Annotated in this window: 17 protein-coding genes; 10 read left to right on the forward strand and 7 right to left on the reverse strand. The window is 67.9% G+C overall.

The features are described 5' to 3' along the window. The first annotated feature begins 104 nt into the window (after positions 1-104). Positions 105-2,381, forward strand: a complete 2,277-nt coding sequence (locus AC5P5M_RS04635; protein ID WP_495205611.1) for a TonB-dependent receptor — start codon at positions 105-107, stop codon at positions 2,379-2,381. An 81-nt stretch (positions 2,382-2,462) separates the two neighbouring features. On the opposite strand, the gene AC5P5M_RS04640 is transcribed toward AC5P5M_RS04635, so the two are convergent. Together AC5P5M_RS04640 and rsgA are read right to left on the reverse strand one after the other, a co-directional pair. Then, complete coding sequence (locus tag AC5P5M_RS04640; protein ID WP_164152825.1) at positions 2,463-3,716, reverse strand: flavohemoglobin expression-modulating QEGLA motif protein; 1,254 nt, start codon at positions 3,714-3,716, stop codon at positions 2,463-2,465. A 124-nt stretch (positions 3,717-3,840) separates the two neighbouring features. Continuing rightward, positions 3,841-4,950: a ribosome small subunit-dependent GTPase A gene (gene rsgA, locus AC5P5M_RS04645; RefSeq protein WP_065175126.1), complete on the reverse strand. Its 1,110-nt coding sequence runs from the start codon at positions 4,948-4,950 to the stop codon at positions 3,841-3,843. Between the two features lie 115 nt (positions 4,951-5,065). Between rsgA and AC5P5M_RS04650 the strand changes: the two genes are divergently transcribed. From AC5P5M_RS04650 to AC5P5M_RS04660, 3 genes are read left to right on the forward strand one after another with little or no spacing between them, the layout of a single operon-like run. Continuing rightward, entirely contained in the window at positions 5,066-6,340 is a 1,275-nt protein-coding gene (locus AC5P5M_RS04650) for a pyridoxal phosphate-dependent aminotransferase (protein ID WP_065175207.1), read from the forward strand. A 3-nt stretch (positions 6,341-6,343) separates the two neighbouring features. After that, on the forward strand, positions 6,344-6,961 hold the full coding sequence (locus tag AC5P5M_RS04655; RefSeq protein WP_065175127.1) for an SGNH/GDSL hydrolase family protein: 618 nt from the start codon (positions 6,344-6,346) through the stop codon (positions 6,959-6,961). A 4-nt stretch (positions 6,962-6,965) separates the two neighbouring features. Further along, a complete protein-coding gene (locus tag AC5P5M_RS04660) occupies positions 6,966-7,682 on the forward strand; it encodes a class I SAM-dependent methyltransferase (RefSeq protein ID WP_460255986.1) in 717 nt (238 codons plus the stop codon). An 89-nt stretch (positions 7,683-7,771) separates the two neighbouring features. On the opposite strand, the gene AC5P5M_RS04665 is transcribed toward AC5P5M_RS04660, so the two are convergent. Continuing rightward, complete coding sequence (locus AC5P5M_RS04665) at positions 7,772-8,551, reverse strand: polysaccharide deacetylase family protein (RefSeq protein WP_494531786.1); 780 nt, start codon at positions 8,549-8,551, stop codon at positions 7,772-7,774. Between the two features lie 60 nt (positions 8,552-8,611). On the opposite strand from AC5P5M_RS04665, the gene grxD reads away from it, so the two are divergent. After that, positions 8,612-9,538 (forward strand): Grx4 family monothiol glutaredoxin, encoded by a 927-nt coding sequence (gene grxD, locus AC5P5M_RS04670; protein ID WP_128989886.1) that lies wholly within the window; start codon positions 8,612-8,614, stop codon positions 9,536-9,538. An 87-nt stretch (positions 9,539-9,625) separates the two neighbouring features. On the opposite strand, the gene AC5P5M_RS04675 is transcribed toward grxD, so the two are convergent. Both AC5P5M_RS04675 and AC5P5M_RS04680 read right to left on the reverse strand, forming a co-directional pair. Then, entirely contained in the window at positions 9,626-10,165 is a 540-nt protein-coding gene (locus AC5P5M_RS04675) for a DUF924 family protein (RefSeq protein ID WP_053517429.1), read from the reverse strand. Positions 10,166-10,208: 43 nt separating this feature from the next. Then, positions 10,209-10,985, reverse strand: a complete 777-nt coding sequence (locus AC5P5M_RS04680) for an AMP nucleosidase (protein ID WP_495205612.1) — start codon at positions 10,983-10,985, stop codon at positions 10,209-10,211. A gap of 151 nt (positions 10,986-11,136) precedes the next feature. On the opposite strand from AC5P5M_RS04680, the gene AC5P5M_RS04685 reads away from it, so the two are divergent. The 5 genes from AC5P5M_RS04685 to AC5P5M_RS04705 all read left to right on the forward strand — a co-directional run bounded on the left by AC5P5M_RS04685 (position 11,137) and on the right by AC5P5M_RS04705 (position 15,942). Continuing rightward, positions 11,137-12,546, forward strand: a complete 1,410-nt coding sequence (locus AC5P5M_RS04685) for an amidohydrolase (protein WP_193396786.1) — start codon at positions 11,137-11,139, stop codon at positions 12,544-12,546. Between the two features lie 65 nt (positions 12,547-12,611). After that, complete coding sequence (locus tag AC5P5M_RS04690) at positions 12,612-13,826, forward strand: amidohydrolase family protein (protein ID WP_478462652.1); 1,215 nt, start codon at positions 12,612-12,614, stop codon at positions 13,824-13,826. 17 nt (positions 13,827-13,843) lie between these two features. After that, the gene (locus AC5P5M_RS04695) at positions 13,844-14,476 is read left to right on the forward strand and encodes a 2-hydroxychromene-2-carboxylate isomerase (protein ID WP_495205613.1); all 633 of its coding nucleotides are present in this window, start codon (positions 13,844-13,846) and stop codon (positions 14,474-14,476) included. Positions 14,477-14,570: 94 nt separating this feature from the next. Beyond that, positions 14,571-15,512, forward strand: coding sequence for a DegV family protein (locus tag AC5P5M_RS04700; protein WP_053517434.1), 942 nt, complete (start codon positions 14,571-14,573; stop codon positions 15,510-15,512). Between the two features lie 91 nt (positions 15,513-15,603). Then, on the forward strand, positions 15,604-15,942 hold the full coding sequence (locus AC5P5M_RS04705) for a hypothetical protein (protein ID WP_346475407.1): 339 nt from the start codon (positions 15,604-15,606) through the stop codon (positions 15,940-15,942). A gap of 45 nt (positions 15,943-15,987) precedes the next feature. Here the strand turns inward: AC5P5M_RS04705 and AC5P5M_RS04710 are convergent, their stop codons facing one another. After that, the gene (locus AC5P5M_RS04710) at positions 15,988-17,310 is read right to left on the reverse strand and encodes an alpha/beta hydrolase family protein (protein WP_495205614.1); all 1,323 of its coding nucleotides are present in this window, start codon (positions 17,308-17,310) and stop codon (positions 15,988-15,990) included. A 160-nt stretch (positions 17,311-17,470) separates the two neighbouring features. Then, positions 17,471-18,898, reverse strand: coding sequence for a GGDEF domain-containing protein (locus AC5P5M_RS04715; protein WP_495205615.1), 1,428 nt, complete (start codon positions 18,896-18,898; stop codon positions 17,471-17,473). Positions 18,899-19,066 lie beyond the last annotated feature (168 nt).

Consider the following 19,066-nt stretch of genomic DNA (forward strand, 5'->3'; position numbering starts at 1 on the left):
GTACCCGCATGGGTGTTCCGTAAAGAAGCTTTCATGTTCCGTTCGCATAGTGGGGCGGCATCGCGCACGCACGCCGGTGCCCATCCCCCATGCAACGGACCACCATGCAGACTCGACACCTGACGATCGCCGTAGCGATCGCGCTTTCCGCCGCTGCCAGCGCCTCCGCCGCCGATACCGACGCCGCGCCCAGCGCGCAGACGCTGGATACCGTCTCGGTGATCGGCCAGGGCGAGACCCGTCAGGTGCAGCGCATCACCAGCGTCGACAAGCAGGTGCTCCCGCCAGGCACCAGCGGCCAGAAGATCCTCGATCGGTTGCCGGGCGTCTCGGTGCAGTCCAACGATGCGTTCGGCGCCAATGAGGAATCGCAGACCATCAGCCTGCGCGGATTCGACAAGAGCCGGCTGGGCTATACCCTCGATGGCATTCCGCTGGGCGACAACAGCTACGGCAACTACAACGGCCTGAGCATCGCCCGTGCGCTGATCGCCGAAAACCTGGCCGGCGCCGAGCTGTCGCAGGGCATCGGTTCACTCGGCGTGGCCTCGACCAGCAATCTCGGCGGCACCATCCAGTACTTCTCGTCCGATCCGTCCACCGAGTTCGGCGGCCGTGCCAGCGTCACCGTCGGCGACGACAATCAGCGCCGTGGTTACCTGCGCGTGGATACGGGCGACCTCAACGGCTTCTCTGCGTATGTCTCCGGCGTTCACCAGGACCAGGACATGTGGGCCGCGCCGCATCAGAACCAGACCACCCGCCAGTTCAATGCCAAGGCCGTGTGGAACGTGGGCGACCATCGCTTTGGCGCGTTCGTGGCGACCTCGCGTGCCAGCCAGGCCAACTACGCCTACCTGTCCAAGGACATGCTGGCCCGGGGCCTGGGCTGGGACTGGAACATCTATGCGCCGGACTGGAACCGCGCGGTGGCCGCCGCCTACTGCGCGCCGGCTACGCGTGATCCGGCGCGATGTGCCTACAGCGGCGGCGTGACCAGCATCGACGATGCGTACTACCAGAGCCGTGCGCTGCGCGATGACAACCTGTACTCGATCGATGCCGACCTTCGCCTGGGCGAGCAGGGCCGCCTGAAACTGCTGGCCTACCACCATGACAACCGCGGCCAGGGTCACTGGTGGGCGCCGGGCCAGCCGTCCTACCCCGGCACCGACCGGATGCTGCCGATCTCCATCCGCAGCACCAACTACACGATCAACCGCGACGGCGTGACCGCAGCGCTGTCATGGACGGCGGGCATCCACGAGTTGGAAGCCGGCCTGTGGTACGAGCAGAACGACCACAACGTGTCGCGCAATTTCTACTACATCAGCGGTCCGTTCCTGGACGACCTGTACCTGAAGAATCCGGACCGCCTGCTGTTCAACCAGGACTACGACATCCGCACGCAGCAGTTCTACGTGCAGGACCGCATGCGCTTCCTCGACCAGCGCCTGACCGTTGATGTCGGCATCAAGAGCCCGAACACCCGCATGCGTGCCACGGCCCGCCCGGGCGTGGAAACCCGCCTGGCGTCCGGCACGCTGACGGCCAAGGAGTCGGTGCTGCCGCAGCTGGGCGTGGGCTTCAAGCTCAACGCCAACAACGAGCTGTTCGCCTCGTATGCCGAGAACATCGCCGCCTTCGTCGGTGGCGGCAGTGGCGGCCCGTTGCAGGTGGCACCGGAATCGTTCGCTGCCAGCGCCGACCTGGAACCCGAAAAGTCGAAGAGCCTGGAGGCCGGTTTCCGCACGTTCGGCGAGAAGTACCAGGCCTCGATCGCCGCCTACAACGTCACGTTCGACAACCGCCTGCTGTCACTGAACCCGTGCTCCAGCATCGAAGTGGGCACCCGACCGGAGTGCGTGACACGCTTCATCAACGTCGGCTCGGTGAAGAGCCACGGCGCGGAACTGACCTTCATCCTCAAGCCGGTCGATGGCCTGCAGTGGTACAACGCGCTGTCCTGGAACAAGACCACCTACGAAGATGACTACATCTCCGGCGGCGCGGTGGTGCCGGTGGCCGGCAAGATCACGGTGGACACGCCGCAGCGCATGGCCTCCAGCGAAATCAGCTGGAACCGCGATGGCTTCTTCGCCAGCCTGCGTGCCAAGTACACCGGCAAGCGTTATTACACCTACACCAACGATCAGTCGGTGCCGGGCGTGACCACCTTCGATGCGGGTGCCGGCTATGACTTCGGCCCTGGGCTGGGACTGCGCAACGTGCGGGTCTCGTTGAACGCGACCAATCTGACCAACAAGCGCTACGCCGGCCAGCTGAGCTCGTTCGCGCCGACCGACCCGGAAGGCAAGCGCTACGCGATCCACGCCAGCGCACCGCGGCAGGTGTTCATGACGGTGGCGGCAGAGTTCTAAGTCAGAAGCGGGCGCTGCGGCGCATCGAGTGTTCCTGCATGGCGCGGGCAGGCAGGCCCATGCAGGATCCGCCAACGCATGTCACTCCGGCGCCAGCTGGTCCATCCGTATCCGGTTGGCAAACAGGGAAAACGCCAGCATGCCGGCCAGGCCATTGGCCCGGCTGACCCAGTGCGGCAGCCAGCGTGGTGGCTTCAACACCCCGGCCTGGAACAACGGCGCGAACGCGATGGCGTCCTGCAGGCTCATCTTGCCCGCGAACAGCCACCGGCAGACCTGCAGGCGATCCTCGGCCAGCATGTGGCGGAAGAAGGTGTGCACCGATACCAGCCCGCGCAGGTACACGGTGTCCTTGGTGAAGGCCAGCCCGCCGCCGGGGGGCACCCCGCGGAACACGCGCTGGGCCGATGCGAAGCTCTCTTCCGGGTTCTGCCCGGCATCGCAGAAGTAGCGGAACACCTCGATGAAGTCGGCGCCCTCGCGGGCCATCGCGATGGCTTCGGTACGCAGGCTGATCCGCTTCAGGCGCTCGATGTCGATGCTGCCGGTGATCTGCTCGGCAAACGTGGCCAACCCTTCCTGGGTAGCCGTCACCCGCGGTGAGGACAAGGCCAGGCTGGGCAGCACCGGTTGCTCCCGGCCATTCAACGCGGTCAGCGAATGCACCAGCGCTTCGTGATGGAACAGCTGTGCACGATCGTAGGCGCTGAAGCGCGCACTGGTACGCAGGCGGATCCGCGTCGATCCGGCGGCCGCCTTGGACACCAGTTCCGGGTCCAGCTGCACCTGGATGATCCGCGATTCGAAGAAGGCATCCAGATCGTTCTGCAACTGCAATTGCAGCGCGATCGCAGACACCGGCACCTGTTCTTCCGGCGCCAGCAGTTCATGGTCCAGCTCGGCCGCGATCTGGATGAAATGGCGCGCTGCATCGCGCGTGCTCGGGCCATTGCCCGGCAAGGGCTGTTCGGGGGCGCCGAACAGCTGCACCGAACAGGTGTCCACCGCTGCGGTACCCAGGCCCTCCAGCAGGCGTGCGGCCAGGTCCCAGCTGTGCGCGGACTGCTGCACGTAGTGACCCAGGGGATGCCCCGCGTCGCAGTCGGCGGCGATGGCTGCCAAGGTGCGGCGTTCCTCGCTGAAATCCAGCTTCGGGTAGTCCACCTTCGGCAACTGCGGCTGCCCGCGCGCAACGCTGTCCAGGAACGGTGCCTGCACCGTCGCCGGCCAGCTGGTCAGGCCCAGCAGGCGGATGCCACCCACGGCCTCGACCAGCCGCGCATCGAGCGCCGCATGGTGGGCCACCTCGCGATCCAGCACGGCGGTCGTTTCCATGCGCGGACTATAGCGCCCTGCCAGGCCGTGCGCTGTCCACCGCGGGCCCCGGCATCAGCGAGGGCGTTACCCCGGCATCCCGGGATGAATCTCCATGCAGCCGCGCCCGTGGCCGGCTGCCTCATCAACGACGTCGCGGCTTTCCTGCCGGACGGAACTGCTGGCCCTTGCCTTTCCTGCCACCTCGTTCCTGCGCGGTCTCGGCCTGGCGCACGGCCAGCTTGGCGGCCGCAGCCGCCACTTCTTCCTTCAACTTGAAGTAGTTCAGCAGCCGGCTTTCCTCGATCTCACCCGCGTCGATGGCCGCCCGTACCGCACAACCGGGCTCCTGGTGATGCGAGCAGTCGCGGAAGCGGCACTGTTCGGCCAGTGCTTCGATATCGGCGAAGCCCCCTTCGGCCAGCGTCTCCTCGCCGGTCGGCTTGAGCTCGCGCATGCCGGGCGTGTCGATCAGGCAGGCACCGGTCGGCAACGGCATCAGCGCACGATGGGTGGTGGTATGACGCCCGCGCGAGTCGTTGGCGCGCACCGCATTGGTCTTCATCCGCTGCTCGCCGAGCAGCGTGTTGGTCAGCGTGGATTTGCCGGCGCCGGAGGAGCCCACCAGCACCACGGTGCGGCCCGGGCCCAACCACGGCTGCAGCACAGCCACGCTGCCAGCATCCAGGCCATTGATGGCATGCAGGGCGATCCCCTGCATTTCCAGTTCTTCCAGCACCGCCAGCGCGTCTTCGCTGTATTCGGTCTGGTCGGCCTTGGTCAGCACCACCACCGGTTCGGCACCACCGCCGCCCACCAGCAGCAGGTAGCGCTCGATACGCCGCGGATTGAAGTCCGCATCCAGCCCGCAGACGATGAACACCGTATCGATGTTGGCCGCGATCACCTGCTGGTGATAATGCTCGCCGGCGGCGCCGCGCTTGATCGCGGTGCGACGTGGCAGCAGCGCCACGATGCGGATGCCGTCGAGCAGCACCCAGTCGCCGACCGCCGGCCGCTCATGGCTGGGAAAGCGTGGCCGCTGCCATTCCGGCAGCGATTCGGCCTTGATCGCAGCGTCCGGGGCGTCGGCCACGACATAGTGCGTACGGTGCTGCTCGATCACCCGGGCCGGGCGGGCCTGCGGGTGCTCGGCCATCATGGCCTGCCAGTCGGCCTGCTGCGCCGGGCCCGGCCAGGGCCAGCCGATGGTCTGCAGGGCGGTGAAATCGGGGGTCTGGGTCATCGCCTCCATTCTACCCGTGCCAACGCCGCTCCAGCCCAGCAGCGGCGGGCCCTGGGGGCCTTGCCATGCAGTGCAGCAATTCCGCTACCATGGAACCTCTATGCCATCCGACGGCTCACCGACCATGTCAACCTCCGCGCCCAAGCCCCTGGCCACCCGCGAGCGCCTTTCCGAAGTGCGCTACGAAATCCGCGGAGAACTGGCCCGGCGAGCCCGGGAGCTGGAGGCGCAGGGCCGCAAGCTGATCAAGCTCAACATCGGCAACCCCGGCAATTTCGGCTTCCGCGCCCCGGAACACCTGCAGCGCGCGATCGCCGACGACATGGGTCGCACCGATCCCTATACCCACCAGCAGGGCCTGCCGGTGGCACGCGAGGCGATCGCCGCCTACTACACCCGTCGCGGCGCTCCCGACGCACACCCGGACCGTGTGTTCGTCGGCAACGGCGTCAGCGAACTGATCGACCTGTCGCTGCGTGCGCTGCTCAACCCCGGCGATGAAGTGCTGGTGCCGTCCCCGGACTACCCGTTGTGGTCGGCCTCCACCATCCTCAACGACGGCCGGCCGGTGTACTACCGTTGCGCCGCCGAGAACGGCTTCCAGCCGGACCCGAGCGAGATCGAGACCCTGGTGTCCTCGCGCACCCGCGCGATCGTGCTGATCAATCCGAACAATCCCAGTGGCGCCAGCTACCCGCGCGAACTGCTTGAACGCGTGGTGGACATCGCGCGCCGGCACAACCTGCTGCTGCTGGTCGACGAGATCTACGATCAGATCCTGTATGACGAGGCGGTGTTCCAGCCGGTCGCACCGCTGGCGGGCGACCATCCGTGCCTGACCTTCAGCGGGCTGAGCAAGGTGCATCGCGCCTGCGGCTGGCGCGTGGGTTGGGCGCACCTCAGCGGCGATGACGCACGCCTGGGCGACTTCCGCGCGGCGATGGACCTGCTCAGCGCGCTGCGCCTGTGCGCCAATGTGCCCGGCCAGTACGCCATCGAGGCTGCGGTGAACGGGCCCGACACCATTTCGGCACTGTGTGCCCCGGGCGGGCGCCTGTACGAAACCCGCCGCGCGGTGATCGAAGCATGCGAGGCCAGCGAGCATCTGTCGCTGGTGGCCCCCGCCGGCGCGCTGTATGCCTTCCCGGCGGTGGTCGGCGCTGCCGCCAAGGGCTTCGACGATCACACCTTCGCCCTGGACCTGATGGACAACGAGGGCGTGCTGGTGGTGCCCGGTTCCAGCTTCAACGTGCCCTACCGCAACCACTTCCGCGTAACCCTGCTGCCGGAGGCCTCGGTGATGCGCGATGTGTTCGCCCGCATCGACCGCGTGCTGGCCCGCCGCGCCGAGGATGCAACCAAGGTCGTACCGATCAAGCCACGCCGTTCGGTGGCCTGAGTCGTGGGCTTGTCCTATCTGGCGCTGGGCGACTCCTACACCATCGGTGAGGCCGTCGCGGTCGAAGGCCGCTGGCCCCATCAGCTGGCCGCCGCGATGCGCGCACAGGGCGTCGCGCTGGCCGATCCGCAGACCATCGCCACCACCGGCTGGACCACGGACGAGCTCGATGCCGGCATCGACGAGGCCGCCCCGCAGGGGCCGTTCGACTTCGTCAGCCTGCTGATCGGGGTCAACAACCAGTACCGCGGCCGCCCGCTCGACGAATACCGCACGCAGTTCCAGGCCCTGCTGCAGCGCGCGATCGGTTTTGCCGGCGGCCGTACCGATCGGGTGCTGGTGCTGTCGTTTCCCGATTGGGGCGTGACGCCGTTCGGCGCCAGCAGCGGCCGACACCGTGGCCGCATCGGCATCGAAACCGACGCGTTCAACGCGGCTGCGGAGCAGGTCTGCAGTGGCCTCGGCGTCGACTTCGTCGACATCACCGACATCAGCCGCGTCCACGGTCACGACCCGGCGATGATCGCCGAAGACGGTCTGCACCCCTCCGCGCGCATGTATGCATTGTGGAGCGAGCGCGCCTTGCCGGTCGCCCTGCGCCGGCTCGGCGACGCCGGCTGACCCGATGGACGGCACGCCACGGAATGGCACGCCCCTGCCCTGCTCCCCGCTGACCTCCCCGCAGGCCCGCGCGATCGCCGAGGCGTTCCGACCTGCACAGGCCTGGGGCAGCCGCCGCGACTATTACTACACCCGCGGCAAGCTCGGCAGCGATCCGTTGTACGACGGCGTGCTGCACCAGCTGCCCGAGGATGGCCAGCCGGTGCTGGACCTGGGTTGCGGACTGGGCCTGTTCGCGCATGTGCTGCGCCAGCGCGGGCGCGGCCAGCCCTATCTCGGGGTGGACGTGGACGCCGCCAAGATCGAGCGGGCGCGGCAAGCCGGTGAAGGCCTGCCGGCCGTGCGCTTCGAATGCCTGGATGTGCAGGCTGCGCTGCCGCCGCACGTCGGCCATGTACTGCTGCTGGACGTAGTGCAGTACCTGGATGCCGGACCGCAGCAGACGCTGCTGCGTGCCGCAAGCGCGCGGGTGTCCCCCGGAGGACGGCTGCTGCTGCGCACGCCGCTGGCGACCGGTGATGGCCGGGACCGCACCACGCGGGTCGCGGACCGCCTTGCCTGGCTGGTGGGCTGGATGGGTACCCGCCCGCGGCACTATCCCCAGCCGAAGACCTTGCTGGCGACACTGAGCGAAGCGGGATTGCGTGTCGCCGCACCACGGCCGCTGCACGGGCGCACACCGTTCAACAGCTGGCTGGTGGTGGCCGAACGGCCTGGGTGACGCCGGGCGTGGCCCGGCGCTACCGGATGCCTGCCCACTCCCCTGGTAGCGCCGGGCCGTGCCCGGCGGATTCCGTGCGTGCCGCTGCGCTATACCGAAGGCAGCGTTGCCTTCAATCCACGCTCATCCAGTGCCTGCAGCACGCGTTCGATGATTACCAGGTTGTGGCCATGGGCGGCCCCCTCATGCAGCAGCACGATGGCGCCCGGGCGAAGATCCGGCAGCAGGCGCTCCAGCACGCGCTCGGGGGTACAGCCGACACCATCGAAGCCGCGGGCGCTCCATCCCACCCGCACCAGGCCCAGGCGGCGCAGCACCGGGCCCACGAACGGATTGGTCATGCCCACCACCGACCGGTACCAGCGCACCGGCGTGCCCGACAATGCCTGCAGCGCATGCTGGCAGCCTTCGATCTCCGCACGCATCGCCTTCGGTCCCAGCCGCCAGAAGCGCGCCTGCGGATGGCTGAAGCTGTGGTTGCCCAGATCGTGCCCGCGGCGCAGGATCTCGGCCACCAGCGCCGGCTGGGCCAGCGCCCGCTCGCCCACCAGGAAGAATGTCGCCCGCGCCTGATGCCGATCCAGCAGATCAAGCACGGCCAGCGTGTCCGCACCGGGACCGTCATCGATGGTCAACCAGACCGCGTCGTCCGCCTGCGCCAGGCGGCTCAGCACCGGCGTGTAGAAGCGGCTGTTGGGCAGGAACACCGGCACGATGAACAGCGCGTGGCTGGCCACCATCAGCGGCAGACCCCAGTGCCATCCCGCCAGCACCCAGGCCAGGATCACCCCCAACTGCGACGCCACCAGCCAGGGCAGCCAGCGCCATGGCCGGGGCGGAATGCGATGCAATGTTCCTGCGCTGCTCATACCCCATGATGCCATGAGGGGTAGAATCGAAGATTCGAATTACTGGACCCCCGACTTCCCATGTCTCTCGATCCTGCCCTGCGTTCGCGCATCGAATCCCTCCTCAACGCCAACCGCGTCGTGCTGTTCATGAAGGGCCAGCCGTCGATGCCGCAGTGCGGCTTCTCGGCCAAGGCCGTGGGCGCGCTGCAGGACCTGGGCGTCGAGTTCGCTCACGTCAACGTGCTGGCCGACCAGGAAATCCGTGAAGGCATCAAGGCCTACGGCGACTGGCCGACCATCCCGCAGCTGTACATCGACGGCGAACTGGTCGGTGGCAGCGACATCGTGCTGCAGATGGCCGCCAGCGGCGAACTGAGCAGCGTGCTGGGCCTGCCCGCACCGGACCGCACCCCGCCGCGCATCACCGTCACCCCGGCCGCGGTGGAGATGCTCAAGGGCGCGCTGGCCGACGCCCCGGGCGCCGCTCTGCAGCTGAGCATCGATGCAGGCTTCCAGCCCAACTTCCAGCTCGCTCCGCATGACGAGGCTGCGATCGCCGCCGAATCCAATGGACTGCGCGTGCAGTTCGACCTGGCCAGCGCGCGCCGTGCCGAAGGCATCACCATCGACTGGGTGGACGACATCCGCGGCAAGGGCCTGGCCATCGACAACCCGAATGCGCCCAAGCCGGTGCAGGAAATCAGCGTGCGCGACGCCGACGACCTGGTGCGCGCCGGCAACGTGATCCTGGTGGACGTGCGCCCGGCTGACGAGCGCGCCATCGCCGCCGTCGGCGTGCCGTTCAAGGTGTTCGACGGCAACGGCCGCGCCGAGCTGGAAGCACTGCCGAAGGACACCGCACTGGCCTTCCTGTGCCACCACGGTGGTCGCAGTGCGCAGGCTGCCGAGCAGTTCCGCGCGCTTGGCTTCACCAAGGTCTTCAACATCACCGGCGGCATCAACGCCTGGTCCGAAGAGGTGGACAACGGCGTGCCGAAGTACTGATCGGCTGCAGCGCGGAACGGGAAAACGCCGGCGCACGCCGGCGTTTTTCGTTTCCTGCCTGTCGCGCGCGTGGCCGGCCCCGCCCGGTCAGCCGGCAAACCCGCCTTCGGCCAGGTAGTCCAGTTCCTCCGGCGTGGGAATGCGGCCCAGCACGGCGTTGCGGTGCGGGAAGCGGCCAAAACGGCGGATGATGTCGCGATGAAGGTCGGCGTACTGCAGGTATTCCTTGTCACCCAGCACGTCGAACATGGCCACCGAACGGTCCTGGTCCAGCGGATCCTCGGAATGCTCGAACGGCAGGTAGATGAAGGCCCGCAGCTTCGGAACCAGCTGCAGGTCCAAGCCTTCCTCGATGGCACGCATGGCGTAGTGCCGGGCCAGCCCATCGGTGGCGTAGGAGTGGGCGGTGCCACGGAAGCAGTTGCGCGGGAACTGGTCCAACAGCAGCATCAGGGCCAGCGCACCGTCAGCGCTGCCCAGCCAGTGTTCGCGCGCACGCGCGGCCGCAGCGAAATGCTCATCGAGGAACAATCGGCGGAACTGCGCGTCGAACGCATCGTCGCGGGCGAACCACTTCGCAGGGCCCGCCTCCTTCCAGAATTCCACCACCTGCGCGGCAACGTCCATTACCTACTCCCGGGCCCGGACGTCCCGCGCCCGGCCCTCATCATCATTCGTCGAAGCGCAGATGGCGGACCGACTTGCCGTTGCGCCGGATAAGCTTAAGCGCCTCGATGCCGATCTGGATATGGTTTTCCACGAACTGGGAGCTGACCTTGGCATCGGAGGCCTCGGTCTTGACCCCGTCGGGAATCATCGGCTGGTCCGAAACCAGCAGCAGGGCGCCGCTGGGGATGTGGTTGGCGAAGCCGGCGGCGAACACCGTGGCCGTTTCCATGTCGATGGCCATGCAGCGCATCGCGCGCAGCCGTTCCTTGAATGCCTCGTCGTGTTCCCAGACCCGCCGGTTGGTGGTGTAGACGGTACCGGTCCAGTAGTCGTGCCCCAGATCGCGGATCATGGTCGAGACCGCGCGCTGCAGGGCGAAGGCCGGCAGTGCCGGTACTTCCGGTGGCAGATAGTCGCCCGAAGTGCCTTCACCACGGATCGCGGCGATCGGCAGCACCAGGTCGCCCAGCTGGTTCTTGCGCTTCAGGCCCCCGCACTTGCCCAGGAACAATACCGCCTTGGGCATCACCGCCGACAGCAGGTCCATGATGATCGCGGCATTGGGGCTGCCCATGCCGAAGTTGATCATCGTGATGCCATCGCTGGTGGCGCTGGCCATGGGCCGGTCCAGGCCGACGATGGGCGCACCGGTCAGTCCGGAGAAGGTGTGCAGGTAGCCGCCGAAGTTGGTCAGCAGGACGTGCGGGCCGAACTGGTCCAGGGGCACGCCGGTATAGCGCGGCAGCCAGTTGTCGACGATTTCCTGCTTGCTCTTCATGCTCGGTCCGGAACGGCGGGGACCGCCTATTTTCGGCCAGTGGGGCGACGCCGTCGAGGCACGCGGTCGCACCCTGTGAAGAAGGTCACTTGGCAAGCCCACCGCTGCCCGGCTAGCGTCAGCGGTTGCTTACGTAGCCGAGGGGATCTGCATGACGTCGACGTTGTTGCGCGCCGGGCTGGGGCTGGCGCTGGTTACGCTGGCCGCCGCGCCAGCACTGGGCGCCTCGCGCTTCATGGCCGATCCTTACCCCAGCACCTATCGGGCGCAGCCCGATGCGCCGGTGCTGATCCACAACGCAACGGTGCTGACCGGCACCGGCCAGCGCCTGGACAATGCCGACGTCCTGCTGCGTGAGGGCCGCATCGTTGCTGTCGGCCAGCAGCTGCAGGCCGAGGCCGATGTCACCCGCATCGACGCGCAGGGCAAGTGGGTCACCCCCGGGCTGATCGACGTGCACTCGCACCTGGGCGTATATCCCAGCCCGGGGGTGGGCGCCCACAGCGATGGCAACGAGATGACCGCACCGGTCACGGCCAATGTCTGGGCGGAGCATTCGGTGTGGCCGCAGGATCCCGGCTTCGCTGCCGCCCTGGCCGGCGGCGTGACCAGCATGCAGGTGCTGCCCGGCTCGGCCAACCTCGTCGGTGGCCGCGGCGTGACCCTGAAGAATGTTCCGGCCATCACCTACCAGGCGATGAAGTTTCCCGGCGCGCCGTGGGGCCTGAAGATGGCCTGCGGCGAGAACCCCAAACGCGTCTATGGCGAAGGCAAGGGTGTGACGCCTGCTACCCGGATGGGCAACGTCGCCGGCTACCGCGCAGCCTTCATCGATGCCGCCGACTACATCACCAAGAACACGCCCAAGGCAGCCAAGCGCAAGCGCTGGTTCGGCAGCGACAAAGGTGACAGCGCGGGCGATGCCGGTGGCAAGCGCGATCTCAAGCTGGACACCCTGGCCGGCGCGATCCAGGGCGACATCCGCGTGCACATCCACTGCTACCGTGCCGACGAAATGGCCACCATGCTCGATCTGGCCAAGGAATTCGGTTTCAAGGTGGCAGCGTTCCACCACGGCGTGGAGGCCTACAAGCTGGCCGACCGGCTGGCGGCGGACGGCGTCTGCGGTGCACTGTGGGCCGACTGGTGGGGCTTCAAGATGGAAGCCTTCGATGGCATCCCCGAGAACATCGCGCTGGTGGACCGGGCGAAGAACAGCTGCGCCATCGTCCATTCCGATTCGCCCGAAGGCATCCAGCGCCTGAACCAGGAAGCCGCCAAGGTCATGGCCGCCGCGCGCCGCGCACGCATGGCCCCGATCACTCCTGAACATGCGATCACCTGGATGACCGCCAATGCCGCCAAGGCGCTGGGCATCGAGAGCCAGACCGGCACGCTGGAGCCCGGCAAGATGGCCGACGTGGTGGTGTGGAACGGCAATCCCTTCAGCTCCTACGCATTGGCCGAGCAGGTCTATGTCGATGGCCGCCGCCTGTACGACCGCAGTGCGTTGCCGGCAACGCCGCAGTCGGACTTCCAGCTCGGGCAGGAGGTGCACTGATGGCCGGTTCCATGCAGATGGCAAGGTCTTCCAGCCGCAACCGGGCATGGCTCGGCGTTGCGATCATGGTGCTGGCAGCCATCACCGGCACGGCATCGGCACAGGATCTGCTGGTGCGCGGCGCGACGGTTCACACCGCCGGCGCACGCGGCAGCCTGCAGCACGCCGATGTGCTGGTGCAGGGCGGCATCATCCGTGCCGTGGGTACGGGCCTGGCCGCACCGGCCGGCACGACCGTGGTTGAAGCCGATGGCCGCCCGCTCACGCCCGCGCTGTTCGGTGGCATCGCCGAGATCGGCATCGAGGAAGTCTCGGGAGAAGCGAGTACGGTCGACAGCAGCCTGAAGATCGGCGAGCAACCGCTGCGTCCGGAGTTCGACGTGACCCTGGCCTACAACCCCGCGTCGGTGCTCATTCCGGTGGCGCGACTGGAGGGCATCGGCTTCACCGCGCTGGGCGCCGTCACCGGCGGTGGCTTCGTGGCGGGCCAGGGCGGGGTGATGCGGCTCGATGGCAGTGCCGACCCGCTGGGTCCACGTGCGCTGTTCCTGCGGCTGGGCGCCGCAGCGTCGGAACTGACCGGTCATTCGCGTGCAGCACAGTGGATGCTGCTGCAGCAGATGGTGGATGAAGCGCGCGGCCAGGTCGCCGCCGATTCACCGCACGCCGTGCTGACACCGGCCGGTCGCCGCACACTGTCGCGCTATCTGGCCGGCCAGGGCCGCATCGTGGTTGAAATCGATCGCGCTGCCGATATCCGCCAGCTGCTGCGCTGGGCTGCACGCGAAAAGGTGAAGATCGCCCTGTCTGGAGCCAGCGAAGCCTGGCAACTCGCACCGGAGCTGGCTGCGGCCGGCGTGCCGGTGTTCGTCGACGTGCTGGCCAACCTGCCGGCCAGCTTCGACCAGATCGGCGCCACCCTGGAAAACGCGGCACGACTGCAGCGTGCGGGCGTGCCCGTCAGCTTCGTGCAACGTGGCGATGCCTCGCACAACGCACGCAAGATCCGCCAGCTCGCAGGCAATGCGGTCGCCCATGGCCTGCCTTGGGCCGACGGGCTGGCAGGCCTGACCCGGGTTCCCGCACAGGCGTTCGGGGTGGCCGACCAGATCGGCAGCATCGAGCCCGGCAAGCGCGCCGACCTGGTGCTGTGGGAAGGCGACCCACTGGATGTGGCGCACTATGCCGAACAGGTCTGGATGGGAGGGCGGCCGATGCCGATGCGCTCGCGCCAGACCGACCTGCGCGACCGCTATCTGCAGCGCAACGCGCAGCCCTGACCGACGAGGAAAGCCCCATGGCCCCGCTGCACTGGTACTTCGATTTCGTCTCGCCCTACTCCTACCTGCACTGGCAGAAGGTCAAGCAACTGCCCCAGTTCGCACAGGTACAGCCGGTGCCGATCGCCTTCGGGGCAGTGCTGCAGCAGCTTGGCAATCTCGGCCCGGCCGAGATCCCGGCCAAGCGGCGCTTCATCTACCGCCAGTTGCTCTGGAACGCGCAGGCGGAAGGCGTGACGCTGCGCTTCCCGCCTGCCCACCCGTTCAACCCGCTGGCCGCTCTGCGGCTGTGCCTGGCCGCAGGCGGCGGCGCGCAGGCCGTGGACGTGCTGTTCGACTGGATCTGGCGCGAGGGCAACGCCGCCGACAGCGCCGAGGCGCTGCGCGAACCCGGCGCGTGGCTGGGCATCGCGGATGTGGCGGCCGCCACGGCAACCGCAGAGGTCAAGGAGCAGCTGCGGCGCAACACCGAGGCTGCGCTCGCGGCCGGCGTGTTCGGCGTACCGACCTTGGCCATCGGCGACGAGCTGTTCTGGGGCAATGACGCGCACCCGCTGATGGCCGCTGTGCTGGCCGATCCGGACCTGCTGAAGCAGCCGGAATGGCAGCGGGTGGAGGCCCTGCCGATCGCGGTACAGCGCAGACGCTGAACAGGGCGCCTGCGCTTCCCTCGCGCGCGGGCTCCCGTTTTGAGATATTTTTCACACTTCCGAACCAACAACCGCCCTGGAGGGGGAGCCGCGGATGCGCATCGGAATCGTCGTCGACTCGGCCTGCGACCTGCCGCAGGCGTTCATTGCCGAACACAACATCGTGCTGCTCCCGATCACCGTACGGATCGGCGAAGCCGTACTCGCCGACCACCGCGACGAACAGGCCACGCTCAGCTTCCTGCACGCACACGTGGCCGAACATGGTGCCGAGGCGGAGACCATCCCCTTCAGCGTCAACCAGATCCGTGACCTGTTCCTGCAGCAGCTGGTGATCGACTACGACCACGTCTTCTGCATGACCATCACCAAGACCCGCAGCCCGATCCACGACAACGCCCTGCAGGCCAGCTTCGCCATCCTCAACGACTACAAGCCGGTGCGGCAGGCCGCGGGCTACAACTCGCCCTTCGCACTGCGCGTGCTCGACACCCAGAACCTGTTCGCCGCGCAGGCGGTGACGGCGGTGGAAGCGGTTCGCCTGCGCGACAGCAACGCCAGCGTGCAGCAGATCCGCGAGCGGCTGGAGGAACTGGCCGGCAACGTGCATGGCTACATGGTCACCCGTGACCTGTATTACATGCGGGCCCGCGCGCGGCACAAGGGCGACCGCAGTGTCGGCCTGCTCAGTGCCGCGCTGGGCAGCGCACTGGACATCAAGCCGGTGCTGCACGGCTACCGCGGTGAGACCGGCCCGGTGGCCAAGATCAAGGGCTTCGACAATGCCGTGCAGAAGCTCTTCGCCGTGGTTGGACAGCGCGTGCGCAGCGGACTGATGACACCGACAGTCTGCGTCAGCTATGGCGGTGAGCTGGAGGAGCTGCGCGCCCTGCCCGGCTATGCGCAGCTGACGGACGTCTGCGCCACCCACGGCGTCACCGTGTACGAATCGGTGATGAGCCTGACCGGCATGGTCAACGTCGGCAAGGGCGCCGTTACCGTGGGCTTTGCCGATGGACCGCATCGGTTCGAATGAGGGCGGGCGACGCCTGCATGCAGGTGCGCCGGATGTACACAAGCATTGCACCGCGTCTATGCCAGCCTTGCCGCACTTCAAGGAGATCACCATGCCTGCGCAGTACCACATCAGCCTGCCCGACCCGTCCAAGGCCCGCGGCAACGACCCCGACCTGTCCTTCCATTCGCAGGGCGCCGCCGGCTTTGCCGAAGAACTGCAGGACGCCCTGCGCAGCGGCGCGCTGTTCGAGCGCTGGAGAGCCAAGCAACCCGATCCGGATGCAGTGGAGCCGCAGTGGGGCGTGACCGACCCGGACGCCACCGTAACCGGTGAGCAGAAGGACCTGCGCATCAACCTGGTGGCCACCACCCGCATCGACAGCGATGTGTTCAAGCAGCGCCTGCGTCTGCTGGCCGGCCATCACTGGGAACTGCGCGACGTGCGTTGAGCGGCGAACGCGCTGGCGTCTGCTGGGCTTCGCCCGTCGAAGCCCTCATCGCGCGGACGTGGGGCGGGCCTGGCCGTATTCGGCCCGCAGCGCATCGCCACGGATGAAGTCCGTCATCAGCTGGAAGTACCCGGCCGGCTGCCGTGTCGATACACGTTCCCCGGCCGCATCCAGCTCGAACTCGTACATGCCATGATCGGCGTCTGCATACACGGCCGTGTAGATCGGCCGTCCCTGGCCCTGCAGAACCGCAAGACGCCTGAGCGTCTCCCCCGGCGGCGCATCGCGGTCCTGCCCGCCAAAGATCCACAACTGCGGCACCTGCAGATGCGTGAGCACCGGTAAAGGGTCGTAATGGGCCGGCACCCCGTCCAGCAGCCGCGGCCCCTGCTCGCGCGCAGTGACCTCCGGAGTCGACAACAGATACCCGGCAATGTTCCCGCGTACCGCAGGGAACCAGGGCGCATGCTGGTAACGCTGCTTCACCTCCGCCAGTACATCGAATCCCTCGGTGAATCCGCTTTCGACGATGGTCGCCACCGCATCGGCGATCTGCATCGCCTGCGCAGTGGCTTCCGCGCCCTGGCCGGCCCGCTGCATGTCGAAGGCGATCGCCTCGCGGTCTTCCTCCAGCGGCGAGACCGCCAGGCCGAAGCTGATCACGATGAAATCCACAGGCTCAATGCGTGCCGCCAGCGGCGCCACCCAGCCACCCTGGCTGCCGGCCTGGTAGCCGACCCGCTGCGCACGTGCCCCCGCCAACCGGCGTGCTTCGCGCGTGGCCAGGATCAGATCATTGGCCAGGGTCAGGTAGTTCTGCGTGTACCGCCCGCCAGAGCGTCCCGTGCCCCGCTTGTCGTACGCGAACACGGCGATGCCGGCACTGGCGAACTCGCGCTGCAGCGAGTAGCGCTCCAGCGCGGAGCTGTTCTCCGCACCATGCACCAGCACCACCAGTGGAACCGGCGCATCGCCCGGAGGCAGCGTCAGCCGCCCCTGCAGCGTTGCGCCGGCACCGCTGAAACGGGTGTCGATCTGCCGCAGCGGAATGCGCTCGCCCTTCATTCCATCGACGCTGATGCCGCGCTTCCCACAGTCCGTGAGCACCATCCAGTGCCCGTCCGGCTGCCCGGTCCAGCCGCGGGTACTGGTCCAGGCATCGCCCGCGGTGCGCTGCAGTGCGCCGCTGCGACCATCTGGCGTGCGCCAGCGCAGCTGATCACCCGCACCCGGGCCGATATCCAGCGTACTGCCATCGGCCATCCGGTAGCTCGCAGCGGCGCAAGGCGACGCCGCCGTGGCCGCGACCGCCTGCGCACTGAAGGCCATCGCGCTCCACGCGGCCAGCGACACCAGGGTTCTGTGCATGTCTGCTCCTCTCCACACTGGTGGGTGACGGTGAACCAGCTCCCGCGTGATCGCCAGCGCGGTGCGACGAAGTGCGGGTACCGCCGACGAAGGCGCGTCCGCGGGCGACAGCCACCGGCAGCGGAGCCCCGTTCCCCTGGCGAATGCGCGGGGGCGGGGTCTAGCGGCGGTCTGCGCCGGCCGGCGCTTCGCCCTGCATCACCACACGATTGCGTCCCGCGCGTTTGGCCGCATACAACGCCGCGTCCGCATCGGCGAGCAGCTGTCCGGCATCGGCTGTTGCCGGTGGATGCAGGAATGCGATGCCGACGCTGATGCTGACCCGCCCTTCCGGCAGCTGCAGCGCTTCCACCGCGCGTCGCAGTCGCTCGGCCAACGCCTGCACGCCGTCCAACGCCGTGCCGGGCACGATCACCGCGAATTCCTCACCGCCGTAACGCGCCACGCTGTCGCCCGCACGCCCGGCGCTGTGCTGCAGCAGCGCCGCCACGGCCTGCAGGCAACGGTCGCCGGCGGGATGACCATGGGCATCGTTGAACGCCTTGAAATGATCGATATCGACCAGCAGCAGCGCCAGTTCGCTGCCGCTCCGCCGCGCCCGGTTCCATTCGGCCTGCAGTTCGGCATCGAACTGGCGGCGGTTGGCTACGCCGGTCAGGCCATCCTGGCGCGCGAGCTGGTCGAGCCCGGCCTGCCGTTCCAGCAGATCGATCTGCAGAAGCGCACTGCGCAGGCTGAAGCCCAACGTGGCCAGAACGAATCCAGCCAATGCCAGGGGCCTGGCATGGTCCACCACCAGGGTACCCACCACCAGCAACAGCAGCGGCAGGATGATCGGGCCGCCGGCCTGCACCAGCCGGGCCAGCCGCGGCTGCAGGACGAATCCGGTAGCCGGCGACCGCCGCAGTGCCAGCAGCGCGAGCAACAGGAACGGCACGTCGATCAGCAGGTCGTTGTAGGCGCCGAAAGACTGTTCGGAGGTGAAGTGGTTGATGTAGTAGGCCACCAGCAGATAGGCCAGCGCGTACAGCGCCAGCGCGCGGAACACGCTGCGTCGCTCCGGGACATCACAGGACACCCAGCGCACGATGGCAAAGACAGCGATGCACAGGTTCTGGATATCGAACATGCGCTGCATGTTGGCCAGCGCCTGGTCGTCGATGCCGACATGGTCGGCAAATGACTGGGTATGCACGAAGAACAGCACGCCCAGCAGGGCCGCCATGATTCCGTCGATCACGCTGATGGCCCAGCGCTCCCGCCGCGAGCGGGCCAGGATGAACACCAGCGGCACGCCATACAGCACGTACAGCAGCAGGCTGGCGCCCGGGGTGATGTCGGGGCGGCCGGCGCTGAGTGCATCGAGCATGTTGATGCCCATGCCCCCCGCCCACAGCAGCAGTGCCAGCGCGATGGCACGCCAGCCCAGCGCGGCGCGATCCGCACGCGCGCGCCACAGGCATGCGGCGGCGGCCAGCAGCGGCGCGCCGGTGAGGAACACGAACGAACCCAGGCCTGCCGGCCCCGGCAACAGGGCCACGACCAGGCCATGGCCGAACACGTACAGCAGCGCCAGCACTACCGGCATGCATCCCCCACTGCGCAAGCCTGTCTGCACGCACGATAGCGCGACAGGCCGCCATGGAGGCGTGATCCACGCCACACCTGCTTCCCCTGCCCCTGCGCCGGGCATGGCGCGGCGCTACATCGACGCAGGCGTTCCGTCGCGCCGGGGCATGCGCGGTTGCGTCCCCGG

It is taken from the genome of Stenotrophomonas sp. YJH_SMC_106-19, from assembly GCF_059368375.1.